The sequence below is a fragment of the Prodigiosinella confusarubida genome (assembly GCF_002847015.1).
GTDB lineage: Bacteria > Pseudomonadota > Gammaproteobacteria > Enterobacterales > Enterobacteriaceae > Prodigiosinella > Prodigiosinella aquatilis.
This window is the reverse complement of sequence record NZ_CP025085.1, coordinates 2,838,571-2,852,504: the sequence shown is the minus strand read 5'-3', so window position 1 is coordinate 2,852,504 and position 13,934 is coordinate 2,838,571. Positions and strand designations below refer to the sequence as shown.

Annotated in this window: 16 protein-coding genes; all 16 read right to left on the bottom strand. The window is 49.9% G+C overall.

The annotated features are described in order from the left end of the window. Window positions 1-25: 25 nt before the first annotated feature. Window positions 26-1,702: a ShlB/FhaC/HecB family hemolysin secretion/activation protein gene (locus CWC46_RS12875; protein ID WP_021016159.1), complete on the bottom strand. Its 1,677-nt coding sequence runs from the start codon at window positions 1,700-1,702 to the stop codon at window positions 26-28. A gap of 269 nt (window positions 1,703-1,971) precedes the next feature. Further along, window positions 1,972-3,033 (bottom strand): type III secretion protein HrpN, encoded by a 1,062-nt coding sequence (locus CWC46_RS12870; RefSeq protein ID WP_037382038.1) that lies wholly within the window; start codon window positions 3,031-3,033, stop codon window positions 1,972-1,974. Between the two features lie 174 nt (window positions 3,034-3,207). Then, window positions 3,208-3,558 (bottom strand): HrpV family type III secretion system protein, encoded by a 351-nt coding sequence (hrpV, locus tag CWC46_RS12865; protein ID WP_021016161.1) that lies wholly within the window; start codon window positions 3,556-3,558, stop codon window positions 3,208-3,210. Then, entirely contained in the window at window positions 3,555-3,743 is a 189-nt protein-coding gene (gene hrpT, locus CWC46_RS12860) for an HrpT family type III secretion system protein (protein WP_037381786.1), read from the bottom strand. Before hrpT ends, hrpV begins: the two co-directional genes overlap by 4 nt. A 19-nt stretch (window positions 3,744-3,762) precedes the next feature. Then, window positions 3,763-5,835 (bottom strand): type III secretion system outer membrane ring subunit SctC, encoded by a 2,073-nt coding sequence (gene sctC / locus CWC46_RS12855; protein WP_021016162.1) that lies wholly within the window; start codon window positions 5,833-5,835, stop codon window positions 3,763-3,765. Further along, on the bottom strand, window positions 5,825-6,262 hold the full coding sequence (locus CWC46_RS12850) for a type III secretion system chaperone (protein ID WP_021016163.1): 438 nt from the start codon (window positions 6,260-6,262) through the stop codon (window positions 5,825-5,827). Before CWC46_RS12850 ends, sctC begins: the two co-directional genes overlap by 11 nt. Next, complete coding sequence (locus CWC46_RS12845) at window positions 6,249-6,476, bottom strand: type III secretion protein HrpF (protein WP_037382042.1); 228 nt, start codon at window positions 6,474-6,476, stop codon at window positions 6,249-6,251. The genes CWC46_RS12850 and CWC46_RS12845 overlap by 14 nt, the downstream gene beginning before the upstream one ends. A gap of 231 nt (window positions 6,477-6,707) precedes the next feature. Beyond that, window positions 6,708-7,313, bottom strand: a complete 606-nt coding sequence (gene sctL, locus CWC46_RS12840) for a type III secretion system stator protein SctL (protein WP_021016165.1) — start codon at window positions 7,311-7,313, stop codon at window positions 6,708-6,710. 66 nt (window positions 7,314-7,379) lie between these two features. After that, the gene (locus tag CWC46_RS12835; protein ID WP_021016166.1) at window positions 7,380-7,991 is read right to left on the bottom strand and encodes a hypothetical protein; all 612 of its coding nucleotides are present in this window, start codon (window positions 7,989-7,991) and stop codon (window positions 7,380-7,382) included. Between the two features lie 4 nt (window positions 7,992-7,995). Then, the gene (gene sctJ, locus CWC46_RS12830; protein ID WP_021016167.1) at window positions 7,996-8,775 is read right to left on the bottom strand and encodes a type III secretion system inner membrane ring lipoprotein SctJ; all 780 of its coding nucleotides are present in this window, start codon (window positions 8,773-8,775) and stop codon (window positions 7,996-7,998) included. 9 nt (window positions 8,776-8,784) lie between these two features. Next, window positions 8,785-9,150, bottom strand: coding sequence for an EscI/YscI/HrpB family type III secretion system inner rod protein (locus CWC46_RS12825; RefSeq protein ID WP_021016168.1), 366 nt, complete (start codon window positions 9,148-9,150; stop codon window positions 8,785-8,787). 79 nt (window positions 9,151-9,229) lie between these two features. Beyond that, window positions 9,230-9,436, bottom strand: a complete 207-nt coding sequence (locus CWC46_RS12820) for a type III secretion system major pilin HrpA (protein ID WP_037381789.1) — start codon at window positions 9,434-9,436, stop codon at window positions 9,230-9,232. Between the two features lie 119 nt (window positions 9,437-9,555). Further along, window positions 9,556-10,563, bottom strand: coding sequence for a sigma 54-interacting transcriptional regulator (locus CWC46_RS12815; RefSeq protein WP_021016170.1), 1,008 nt, complete (start codon window positions 10,561-10,563; stop codon window positions 9,556-9,558). Between the two features lie 270 nt (window positions 10,564-10,833). Continuing rightward, complete coding sequence (locus tag CWC46_RS12810; protein WP_021016171.1) at window positions 10,834-11,475, bottom strand: response regulator transcription factor; 642 nt, start codon at window positions 11,473-11,475, stop codon at window positions 10,834-10,836. 35 nt (window positions 11,476-11,510) lie between these two features. Beyond that, a complete protein-coding gene (locus tag CWC46_RS12805) occupies window positions 11,511-12,983 on the bottom strand; it encodes a PAS domain-containing sensor histidine kinase (protein WP_021016172.1) in 1,473 nt (490 codons plus the stop codon). Window positions 12,984-13,148: 165 nt separating this feature from the next. Next, window positions 13,149-13,694, bottom strand: a complete 546-nt coding sequence (locus CWC46_RS12800; RefSeq protein ID WP_021016173.1) for an RNA polymerase sigma factor — start codon at window positions 13,692-13,694, stop codon at window positions 13,149-13,151. Between the last annotated feature and the right edge of the window lie 240 nt (window positions 13,695-13,934).

Genomic DNA, 13,934 nt, shown 5'->3' with positions numbered 1-13,934 from the left:
CGATAGTTATCTCTGTCTGAACGCATTAAAGTGATATGCCAATCCGGTAGTACACCACCGCCATATCCGGTTTCAGTGCCGCAGGGTAGGACAACGGCCAACCGAGCGTCACCTGTTGTGTCATATAACGGTTGGCGGTACTGATACCCACCGCCGCACCCCACAAGGTGCCTGCGGTGCCAATATCTTGTTTATGGTTATAGAGGCGGCCGCCATCCAGCGCCGCCGTGAAAGTCAACGTCCCCAACACCGGTAGTTGCAATGGTCGCCAGTTCACTTCATTGCGCCAATACCCGCCGCGATTACCGGAAAGATATTGCTCTTTGAAGCCACGGACCGATGCTTCTCCGCCCAAGGTCACTTGTTCACTGCCATATAAAATTCGGGCGGAGTATTGCCCATAGACAGTGGTTAAATAACTGATGTTGTCAGTAATGGGATGGTAGTAACTGGCCGAGGCCGCCCACTTATTAAATTGTGCCTTGGGTGCATCAGTGGATTTATCGTGATCATCCTCCGCGCCAAACCAGGTGGTTCCGCGGCTATAGGAGGGATTGAAGGTTGCCAGCCCGCCCCAGAGCTTCTGGCTGTGACTGATACCGAGGATAGCGCTACTCAGTTTGCGGCTGCTGGAAGGCAACAAAACCTCATTCAGGTAGTTGTCACCAATACGGTGTGTTGCGGTAACTGAAATAGCGGTTTTCATATTCCCATTGCGGAATACCACCCGTGACACGGAGAGACGGTGCGTTTTACTATCCCCGGTGGGCCGCCACTGGAACCCCTGATTGAGAAATGCATTGCGGTAGCGGCTCCAGGCGTAGGTATAATTCAGGTTCCAATACCCGTAAGGCAGGGAAACGCTCGCCTGATAGTTTTCCGCATTATGGCTGGTGGAAAATTCACTGCTATGCCCGCCATACAACAACCACTGATCGGCGATACCGAAAATATTATCCAGCCCTATTCCGCCATTCAGCTGCCATTCTCCGGTACTTTTCTGCCCGCTATTATCAATATTAACATTGGCGCTGAACGGAATATGTGGTTGACGGGTGAGATTAACGACAGAATAGCCTGGACGGCTACCCGGTAATATTTCAATGGTGACTTGTTGAGTGGGCATGCGGTTAATTTGTTCCATGCCCTGTTCAATATCCCGCAGATTGAGTATGTCATCTTTTCGTGTGGGAAATGCCCATGCAGATTGACGCTCCTGCTGATGGTTAATGGTTATTTTTTCCAGTTTCCCTTCCAGGATTTCAATCTGCAATATTCCGCTGGACAGGTTCTGCTCACCGATAAAAGCCCGGCTGGTAATAAATCCACGTTCGATATACCAGTTGCTAACATCATGAATTAGCTTATTTATTTCATTAACATTAATGCAACGATTGATATAATTTTTTTTCAGCCGAAGCTTATCTTTCTCGGTCAATAAGGTACTGTGATGAAAAGCGATATCGTGCAGAATAAAGCAAGGCCCAGCCGGTAAATTATCGGTTTTTAGAGGTGGTTGCACAATGTCATTTAATTGTTGCAGAGCGTCGCGCTGTTGTTTCGACTGCTCAATGACGTCAGATTGCCGTTGCTGTATTTCATTACGATCTGCCGGGTTTAATTCTGCAGAAAATAAAGTAGAGGAGTAGAGGATGAAAATAAAAAAAAGCGATACACCCAGTAGCTTCATTCTGCTACACATTGACAACTTCCATGTACTTAAAATTTCTTAATAGAGTAATGTTAATTTCTTTCAATTACAATACATAACTTTACATACAAGTAATATGTGAATTTTTTTTGTTATCTCGATACAAAAAATCAATATAGATAAAATTATCAGTTTTTTATTACTGATAAACACCAATTTTAGGAATCATAATGTCGGGATAAAGAGACGGCAGCGATTCCGTCTCTTTACATTCACAGTGAAGCTATTATCGATTGTAATGATGCAGCCCGACCCGACGATCAGGCCACCAGCTTGTTCAACGCCATATTGGTTATTTTGTCACCTACCATGGCCGCATCAATCCCCAGTGAAGCACCGCCAGCGCCGCGCAGATTCAAGTTTGAATTACCAGTATCACCCGCTATCGCACTTTTCAGCACACCAACGGCTTGACGGAACTTGTTCATGCTAGCCTCCGTCATGCCATCATCATCTGGCTTACTCAAGGCTTTAGCCCAGGATTTATCATCCTGCTTCGCTGAGCTCCAGCCATCTTTCTGGTATTCAGGTTTACCAAAAATTTCCGGATATTGATCCATCAACTGACCCACTTCTTTGGCAACAGAGCGATCTTCTTTATCCACAAAATGCCGGTTATTCCCATCCTTATGGGTACTGATGTTACCCAACGCCTGCAACCCGGCATTCTGACCGACCCCCATACCAAGCGCACTTCCGAGTTGGCCGAAGTCAGAAGAGCTGGATAACCCTTGCAGGCCACCATTACCTAATGGCATCGGAGAAAAGCCGCTGGAAGTTTGGCTCAAACCATTGCCCATAATAGAAGACAGTGAGTTGCCCATACCGCCACTAAACGCATTCATATTGTCTGCCGTCTGCTGGTTGGCATTTAGCAGATTGTTGGCAAGGCTGTTAGTCTGATTGGAAAGGCGGGTAACGGTATCGTGACCCAACAGATCGTCCAGCGATTTCTCAAGCATCTGGGACAACGCATCCGTTCCCGATTTGGGCGCCGACAGCAGATTACTCGATCCCATAGCGTTGTCCTGACTGTTGCTTTGCGTATTCTTCAGCCCCGAACCCCGCCCCATATCAGAACCCGTGTTCATACCGGAGCCCATACCAGAATTCATTCCGGAACCCATACCTCTGCTCAGCAGGCTGGCAAACATCATCGCGGTCAGTATAGTGGTCAGTTTTCCAACTGTGCTATTGAGGCTGTCAATGCTCGAACCAAGAGGCGATGTCCCGGAAGAAAACCCTTTAAGTCCCTGCGTTCCGGAACCCAGTCCTGATAACCCTGCATCACCGCCAATACTGGCTTTGATAGTGATATTCATCATATCGTTTCCTCATTCATGAAAGGTGTTTACAAGAAAGTATCCGCATGTGATGCCCACATTTGTCACGATGTCGGCATTGCTATAGATACTTGTCTATTGAGTGATAACAGAAGTAGAACAGTTCCTGACCGTGACGATTTCAGGCAAAAAATGATGTTTACTCCATCTTCTTCAGGTCGGCAGTTCCAGCCCCGCCAGATGAAACAATTGTCGAATAACCGCCGGATACTCTACCGGTGGCTGTAACAGTGACCACCAGAGAATCAATACGTTGTCGCCATTTAGTGCCAGATGGCAGTTCTCTATATCCGCAGCCTCGGTATACCGCCGGCTCAAGATATTGCGCAGCATACCGGGATACTGCTGCCCCGGTTGGATCTGCATCATCAGTTCTTTTCCTGATTCACCGTACTGAAAAATCAGCTCGACACCAGAGTGAGGGATCCATCGAGCGGCCTGATGACGATTCATGGCCGCGACAAAGTCGGCGTGACGCTCGAAGAGCGGTAATGAAGTTGTCATTGAACGCTAACCTGTGTGAAATCCGACGCGCCGGTACGCAAATCAGGTTGCCACCAGATAACCAACTGCCGTGCTTGCGGCTGTGGCCGGCAGGCGACTGAAGTACAGCTTTCTTGTGGCGTAACGCTGCTACAGGCACTTAACAACAGCGCACCACTCAATAATAGAATTCGTTGATGAATCAATGCACGCCTCCTTAAAGGCTTATGGTTTGATTAACGAGGTTCTGGAAGGTTGCACGTTACGAGACGCTTGCAACGCCAAATATACCTCGGTGGATTCACCGGGAGCCAACATGGTTTTAGGCCAGGCGGCTACCGCCAACGTGCGATTGCCGGAACAACTGGCTTCATCAAAACGTTGAGGGCGATTGCCGGTGTTCTTCACAACGCCCACAGTGAGATTGACCGCAGACGTGCTGTACCATTGATTACGACTCCCTTCATACAACAGCGACATATTCGGGCGACAGATTTCACTCAATCGGGTGCCAGTGTGTTCGGTGGTAAAACCGGCGGGTGTTTGCCCGTTGGCCAGATCGCGCAATGCATTTTCAACCACATTGTAGAAATCGGTTTTGCTGTTACGCTGCGATACCCGTCCTATCATGTCATTCAATTGACGTCGGTTATCCGCCGAAACATAGCGGGAGGGGTCAGTTTGATCACCAATAAGATGGGGTGTCAGGATGAACAATCGTTCACGTCGGGAAATTTCATGCTGCCGGGAAGTGAACAGTTTACCGATCCAGGGAATATCGCCCAGTAGCGGGATCCGTTTGTCACGATCACCACTCTCCTCTACATGAAAGCCGCCCAATACCAGCGAGCGATTTTCACCAATCAACGCTTGTGTACTCACCGTGCCGCGCTTAACACCGGAGGCATTGCCGTCGGTATTGGTTTCGACTTGCCCATCTTCAATATCAATCACCAATTGGATACTACTCTGACGACCTTGTCCCACTACTCGTGGTGTCACCTGTAGGCTGGTTCCGGCAGTAATGGGTTGAATATTGGCGACCCGCTCACCAGTCGCGGTAATAAATGCCGTCCGACTAAAATCAATGACCGCAGGCTGATTCTCCAGCGTTAACACGGAAGGATTCGCCACGATAGAGGCCGTACCCTCGCCCTCCAGCGCCTGGATATCAGCAAAGAAGCGTTTAAAATCGCTGATAAATAAGGTACTGGACCCTGACATCATGCTGACACCGCCCGTTACCGCACCCAATTTCCCCTGCCAGTTGGCTTCCAGCCGCGACAGGGCCGTGCGGTCAATATCCAGAATAACGGCGTCAATATTGACCAACTTCTGCGGAACATCGATCTTGTCGATAAGCTGCTGATATTCATCACGCCGTTTTTCATCGTCACGAATTAACAACGCGTTATTCCGCACATCTGCCGATACTTTGCCATTAAGTTGTGCGTCACGCTGACGGCTCCCGGCCTCCCGGCCAGCACTGCCGCGGGTTGCCAGACGCACCAGCATTGAGCTGGCGCTGTTCTGTATCGCCCGCATTCCGCTATCCGCTATTGCCATCGGCCCACCGGCTGCGTTTTCAGCGTTGCCATTGCTGCTCGCCGCCGCTCCGGCTGGAAGGTTTCGATTACCATCCATCAGTTCGCTTAAAATGGTGGCCACTCCGGGGATAATCAGATTCTGACCCCGATACTGGATAGTCCGGTCAGAAACGGAAGCGTATCGCAGAGGAAAGAGCATGACTTTGCGGCGATCATCCTTGGTTTCCCGCTGTTGGCTAAAACGGCGGATCAGGTTTACATACTCTGCCGGGCCGGTAACCAGCACTACGCCATCATCCGGCAACTCACCCCAGCCAAAACGAGAATCCAGCAACCCGATTCCGGTCAGCGCCTGCTTCAGATCGGGTGCCGCTTCGGGGGAAATTTCCAGCCGTACCGAGGTTTGTTCATCCTTCGCACTCACATAAAGGGTCGTGTTATAAACAAACCATTGGAAACGGTACTCCAGCGCCAGTCGGTCAAGAAAAGCAACCGGATTGTCGGCTCTGATTTTAGCGTCCACACTCACGTCCGGAATATGGCCCAGCACCAGATCCACGCCATGGCTATTAGCAAAATCCTGCAATACTTCCGATAACGGCGTCTGTTCTGCGGAATAGGCATAAGCCCCCTTGCGCCATTCAGTCGGTGTGGATGAGTGCGCCATAGGAACCATACCCAAAAAAACCAATGACCAGCAAAACCAGCGATAAAGGGTAAACAGGATGGTATACAACGTGTTACGACGCATGCTGATCTCCTTGCAAAAATGCCAGCGTTTTCAAATTCAGCGCGGAGTGGGATACCGACTTGACAGCAGGCGCTAACAGGCTTTGCCACACATCTCGTTGATTAGCCAGTGTTTCCAGTGTGCGGCACAGTTGTATGGGGTTATCTGGCTCATGGTGTGTCAACAACCACAGTTGTTCGTCCACAGGCGAATAGGCCAACGCTGCTGCCTGGGTACCAAACCGATGTCGTGCCGGAGAGGAAAACTGCAATGCGACCTGAAGTAACTGGTCATCAATGCTGACCGACAACGCCAGTACCGCCGCACAACCTACACCGCAACGATAGCGACTCAGCACCACCGGGCTACCATCAATATGCAACGTGAATTGCGCCGCCGTACTATCCAGCCAGCGCCCAATAACGGTGACTAACTCAGTTGAAGTCATTGATGATGGCCTTAGCCAAGCCATGTTTGACGCTCAGCATTTGCCCGGCCGCCCAGTTGGCGTTCGAGTAATCCATACTGGCTTCATAAAAGGCATAAGTGTCTGACAGGCTGGCACCTTCATCAGCGACATTCATGGCCAGATCATCAAGCCGTGACTGCGCATCAGAAAAAGCCGAGTCGAGTCGACGTTGCAGTGCGGTAGGTGAAGACATCATTATTACTCCCGTATTGTTGACCTGTAGTTGTGTGGTTGGTGTGAAATGGGAGTTCCAATGGAGAAGTGTCGTTTTTGTAGCAATGGATAAGTGAGAATAAATCGACCGTTATCGGGCCACAAACCGATAGTCAAGCTGACAAAAAACGCGACGTCCCATAAGGAACCGTCCTGGATCGTTGTCCGTCGGGCAGTGGTTCGACTGCCCATTACCTCACTGTCCGGGCCATTATTCATGCAGTGGAATAACATCAGCCTTGGGCAATAATTGATCTACGGCCTGTTGCCAGCTCAGTGTCATCACGCCCTGTGGCGTGACCAACTTTAAGGCATCTTCCGCCAACGTATCATCACCGTTGAGCTTCCAGCCCAGATGGGCATGCTCATCCAACCACGCGGTAACGTCGGCTTTACGATGAGGATGACAGTACAGCATCCCACGACCTTCGCCGCCCTGAGTCCGGAGTAACTGGCGCAATAATGCCTGATGGCGCTGGGGATCCGGCACATCTGTCAACAATTGCGTCATGGCGTCAGCCAGAATTTGCCCGGCCTGAGAGGCCAGGTACGCTTCCATTTCATCCCGCTCCTGTTGCCAGCCGCGCAGGATGTCATCCGCCTGCCGCCAGAATTGTTGCTCCGCCTGTTCGGTCGTGCGCAAGATCACGTCCTGCGCTTGTTGGCGGGCCTCCTCAATCAACGCCGTCGACTGCTGACGCGCCTGCGCCAACACATCCAGACCGAGCCAATGTTGTTGCAGTCGTTCAGCTTTGATTAACCCGACGTCCTCGGCATCCATTCCGGCGACCAACGCCAGTTTTCTTCTGGTAAGCATGATAATCCTCTCCCCGGCTTATTCCGTTGTAGGCAATGTTTCCCGGTATCCATCCCGACAGGTTTACTACATCGGCGATGGCGTGATAAATGCCGCGCTATCGCTGACTTTCCACATAATGGCCTCACACAACGTCGTTATCCGTGCGGCGGGTAAACCACCAATTTCATGCTGTTCAGCCTGCTCACTTACGGTTTGTGGAAACAGCAACCGCAACCGAGACCAGCATGCCGCCGGATAGTGACTACGCAGGATGCAAAGTGCATCGCTATCTCGCCGGGTGTTAAACAGTAAGGTATCCGGTAGCCATAATCCCGGTCGCAGCGCTTTCGCCAACCTTCGACACCACACCGATACAGATTCAGACAAGCGGTTCTGCGGCTGTTCACGGCATACAGTGGCAATCAGGATCAGCACCCATTGGCGCTGTACCGGATGCAGTGCGGCCAGATGTAACAACTTCGGTTCCGGCCATGCTGGAAAGTCGTCAGGCACCGTCCGGCGCGAGCGCAGAAGATGGTGATAGACCGGTGCGACAGACGCCAACAAAGCGGCTTCCCCGGCACGCTCTCCCGCGGCATGCCAGCTGTTATCCGCCTGTAATCCACAGCCGTAGACCCACCACTGCACCCATGCCAGACGGTCTTGCGGTGTTATCTCGTGGGTATCTGGATTCATCACGTTACACTCCCTGTGGTGGGGTCGATTTTTTCTGTTCCTGATGCTGAATCCACCAGGGTTTACCAATCAACCAGCCCAATGCGCCAATGACGGACAGGATCAACAGGGTGACTACCCACTGCAATTGCGCCATCTCTTGCGGGGTAAACTGAAATGGGCCGAGAGATATCATGGGAATATGATCGATGTACGGCTCGGCAGGAACGAACACGATGGCTAAATCCTTATCACTTTTTCCGGCCAAGCCGGGGATACTGCTGGCCACCATCCGACGAATACGCGGCTCAATGCTGTCGGGCTCCAGCTCAGGACGATACTTGATAAACACGGCAGCGGACGCCGGTTGGATAGGCTCTCCCGGTGCAATACGCTCTGGAAGTACCACATGCACACGAGCGACGAGAACACCGTCAATCTGTGTCAGTGTGGATTCCACTTCCTGAGACAATGCATAGATATAACGGGCGCGTTCTTCCAATGGCGTCGAAATCACCCCACTTTTCTGGAACACTTCCCCCAGATTGGTTCTGGCCTGGCGAGGTAATCCGGCGGCACTCAGGATATTTACTGCTCGATCAATGTCTTTTTTATCAAGAAGAATGGTGACGCCGGTTTTATCCAGGCGTTTTTCTGCCTCGATGTGATACCCCCCCAGCGCGGCAATCACTTCATTGGCATCGTTTTCAGACAGGCCGCGGTGTAGTTCCACCTGGTCACCACAGCCAGCCAGTATCAGGGTCAGCAGCAGGATAAGGCATCGATTCAGAACGGATTTACTCATGGAAGGCCACTATTGTAAGTTGGTCAGTTTTTCCAGACTCTGCACGCTTTTCGCCACCACCTTCGCGTTCATCAGACTTTCCAGATAGAAAGAGGACAGCGTTCGGGTGGCATCCATAACATCTTTCGGATTGTTGGTACTGACACTCTTTCCGACCTGACGCTCGGCGTGTTCCAGCAAGTTATCCAGATGATTGGATTTTTCAACCAGCGTGTTTACCCAGGATTTATCATCAGCAGATGGCATAACGTTTGATATCGGGTTCAATGCCGCACTGAACCAATTCACATCAGCCGATGCCGGAACATCCAGACTGCGCGGTTCACCGTCATTTATCACTCCCTTGAATGCATTGACATGTGTGATTTTCATCATGTATCTATCCCTTGCCGATGGAAGTTTACCTTTGTAATAACCGGGGGAGTCCCCCCGGTAGTCGACTACCTGTAGCACATCAGAACTGAATGGCTTTCGCCGCTTTCTGTCCTGAGTTCATCACTTTGGTGGCAGAGTCCATCTGGCCATCGGTAATAGAGCTGATGGCGTCGGTTTTCATTTTCTGTGATTGAGCAGCCGTGGTCATTGCGGTGGTTTCCGCCATGGTTTTGTCCAGGGTCGCCATGGAAGCCATTGAAGCTGCATTAGAAAGTCCCATCATAATATGTATCTCCAGATATCAATTGGTTATGTTAACTACGTTGGTTGAACACTTATCGACTTACATCGTTATCGTGTTCATCCATTAAGTAGGAGATACCACGTCACGGTTCCGACCTATTGTCAGTTTTTTTCGTTGCCGGTCAGAATGGTCCTGCATGGCGTGCAACCGTTGGCAGATCGCACATTCAACAGTTTGATCCGGTGATAGAGCGTTCTTTTCGGGATGCCCAGTTCTGTCACCACATCATCAATACAATGACCATTACGCGTCAGAGCGTCCTGGATCAGAAATTTCTCGATGCGGCGCAAGCGCTCTTTCAGCAAGGGGTGATGTTGTGCTGAGGTTTCCATGACCATCGGCAACGGCGGCAGGCCCAGCACCCAACGCTCTGCCGCAGCCTTAAGCTCACGGATGTTGCCTTGCCAACTATGCGTCAGCAGGCGTTCATGGACGGAAACGGGTATCGGTGGAGAAGACCGTTTCAGGCGGGCAGAGGCTTCTCGAGTGAAGCGTTGAAACATCGGCAGGATGATGTCGATACGCGAACGTAGCGTTGGAAGCTGAATTTTGACGGTATCCAGCCGGAAATAAAGATCACGACGAAAGCGGCCCTCCTCCACCAGCTTTGACAAAGGTGTCTGGGTGGCGACAATAACCCGCATATCCACGGCTTTAAACTGGGTGCTACCCAGACGTTCAATCCCCCGATTCTCCAAAACACGCAACATTTTTGCCTGTAGTGTCAATGGCATACTGTCTATTTCGTCCAAAAAAAGAATACCTTTGTCAGCCGTTTCCAGATAACCGGCCCGGGAACGGTTGGCGCCGGTATAAGCACCGGAAACCACACCAAACAATTCACTTTCCGCCAGACTTTCCGGAATGGCGGCACAATTCACTGCCACCAGCGGGCCACTACAACCAGACAACTTATGAATGCGACGCGCCAAGGTATCTTTGCCGGTACCAGTTTCCCCCTCCAGGACGATGTCAACATTTAGCGGGGCGATATCATTGATAAGGGATAACAATGTGCCGTGGATATCCTCTCGTGGGTATTCAAAAAAAGGCTCATGGGGTAAACAGTGAATCTGCGGCTTCGGTTCACTGTAATTTCTGACATTCATGACAACTCCTGTACCCTTTCGGGTTATCCTTAACAGATCTTTTTTTACTAATTAATCATCGTGTTACATCATTATGGCCATTAGCATTATTTAACGATAATTTACGATATACATACATTTCTTACTAAAAGTTAATGAAACTAATAAAGCATTACCGTCATTGCCGTGACGAACCATCAGCCAACGGCTGAAGTTACAGTAGGAATTTCGGATATGGGCGGTAGGGAAATCCTTACACCGTGAACAGGAGTCATCATGATTGCGCGGCGCTCAAGGGACCAAACGCCTGCTCAGTGCGTATTTCACAATATCGGCATTGGTGATAAAACACATTTTTTCCATTAAACGCGACTTATGGGTACTCACGGTTTTATTGCTGATAGTTAATGCTTCAGCAATCGCATTAATCCCCATTCCCTGCGCCAGCATGATCATAATCTGGTGCTCTCGGGGCGTCAGTCTTTCATCCCGGCCACCATCATGGGTATTTGTGTCTGAAAACACGATCTGCTCAGCAATGGTGTGATCGATATAACGCGAACCCTGGGCCACCCGTCGGATAGCGGACAGTAGGGTTTCCGGGTCCCTATCCTTCGTAATGTAACCCTGGGCTCCACTTTTCAACACTCTAAGGGCAATTTGAGGTTCGCTATACATACTCAGCACCAGTATCGGCAGTCGCGGATACTGCGCCGCGATCCGAATAATCAGCTCTTCACCACAAATACCCGGCATACTCATATCCAACAACAATAAATCTATTTCGTTGCTACGCAGCTTCATCAACACCTGTGACCCGGTTCCCGCTTCGGCAACCACTTCAAGCAAGTGATCCAACGCGAAAATTTGTTTCAGTCCTTCACGCATAATGGCGTGATCATCGGCAATCATTAATCGAATTTGTTTGCACATTATATAATCATCTCCAAACCTCAATGCCGCTACACTTAACGCAAGCCCGCACTCTGCGGGAAAGTCAGGCGAACCAATGTTCCCTTATCAACGCCGCTTTCAATCACCACTTCGCCACCCAACATTCGCCCACGTTCTCTCATCCCCATCAGGCCAAATGCGTGCGGCTTTCTGACCGAGGTGTCAAACCCGTCGCCATTATCCTGCACACTCAGCACAATCAGACCTTCACGATTTTCCAGCGTAATTTTCACCTGACTCGCCTTGGCATAACGGGCGATATTGGTTAGAGATTCCTGCACAACACGAAATGCCGCCGTGGCGCATTCATCGTTCAGCACCACTTCGGGTTCCGGTGCCTGGAGTTGGCAGTTACAGCCATATTGGCGGATAAAATCATCCCGTAACCATTCCAGCGCCGGCGTCAACCCCATATCCAGTACGTTGGGCCGCAGGCGGGTGGCAACATTCCTGACCACCTGAATGGTCTTATCCGACAATGTCATCAGATTTTGTAATTGCGTGAGCAGATGTGGATTATCTTTTGCAAACTGCATTCGCATTAACGACAAACCCATCCGCATGGAGGTCAGGTGCTGCCCCAGTTCATCATGGATTTCCCGGGCAATATGCTTACGTTCATCTTCGCGAGAAATCTCGCGCTGTCGCGCCAGCAACCGCAGTTGCATGTGGGAGTCCTCTAGCTTCTTTTCCGCATAGCGAATGGCGGTAATATCCCGGCCGACAGTGAGGATCGAGACCAGATATCCGTCTGGGTTGAATTCCGGCACACAGCTAATATGGTAAATAACATGATGTTTTTCATCGATATTCCCAATATCCTCCGTCAATTCTCCTTCGGCACTACTTTTTGTTCCCACCACCAGTTGCACCAGTTGAGTAATCCGTAGAGCACATTTGGCGTTGGGTAACAGTTCCGTTATCTGGCGGCCATACAACTGTTCTGCCGCAAACCCCAGATGGTTCAGCGCGGCAGGATTGGCATATTGACAGTTCAGCTGCGGATCAAAACGAATAATGACATCCGGGCTGTTTTCAACCAGCGCCCGAAATTCCTGTTCCCGTGCATAGGCCAACTGCTCGATATGTTTACGCTCACGGATATCCCTGACGACACACATACTGTATTTTCGGCCTTTATGTCTGAAATGATTGATGCTGACTTCAACTGGAATAATCATCCCATAACGGGTTTTATGCTGGGTCTCAAAGGATAAACCCCGTTGCCAGGTTCGGGGATCACGCCAACTGCGGTGTGCCGACTCGTTGTTCCAGCTCGGGTCGATATCCTGAACACGCATATGATGGAATTCATTACGGCTATAACCCAGGATGCGGCAGGCCTCATCATTGGTATAACAAAACTGTTCCAGCTCATTGACGATATAAATGGCATCTTTGATACGGCTGAAAGCAAAATCCACCAGTTCAAGCTGGGGAACACCATCCGGGGTTGGTGTTTGCTGAGAAGTCGGTGTATATAACATAGCCATCTCCTTGCTATCGCTGAGTCTGCCTGTATCAGAGAATCGCTATCGGTACAGGCAGAACAGGAAAACCACAGGATCCCCCATTAAGAAGATTACCTGCGACCGTGTGATAAAACTGACTGACAGGTTTCCTTCAACTCCTTTTTTGTGTCAGGAATGAAGTTAGGCGTCTACCGCCTGACGGAGAAAATGCCTGGCACGGGATAGTCGCGAACGTACAGTGCCAATCGGGATATTCAGCATGTTGGCGATATCCTGATAACTGACATCAGAATCAATCAGCATCAGTAACATTTTACGGGTTTCTTCCGGCAGTTGAGCCGTTGCCGCAACAGCCCTGACCAGCGAATAGTCGCATTCGACAATACGACTCGGATCAATATCGTTGGACAGAAACTCCAGTATTTCATCACCCACTTCATTGGCACGGATACGGGCCTGCTTGAAATGATTACGCACCAGGTTGAGAGCAATACCAAATACCCAGGTTTCAGGACGTGAGGCACCAGCGAACTTCTCGCTGTTTTTTAACACTTCCAGATAGGTCATTTGCTGTAAATCTTCTACATCCTCACGGTTAGACACACGCTTACGAATGAAATTGTGCAGTCGCTTACCGTGCTGTCGAAATATCTGTTCCCAGTCCACATTGTTAATAGGGGTATATATCTGGCACAGCTCAATTTGTTTCAGTGTGGTGGTTTCCATTTTGCTAACTCTCCCTCGTTATGCCCTCATTGGCATGAGCGAGATAGCAAAGCGTGTGCCACACCCTTAATGCAAATTAACTAATTGTTTTAAAACAAATTTATATTTTAACTTTTGCATTTTAATGCAAATTTTCGCTGGTAAAAAAAGACGATATTGCAAGAGTTTGCAGTGCCGTAAATTAGAAAGTATTAGCATGATCACCATATTACTGACCGTGATTTATTATTTGCGATGCAA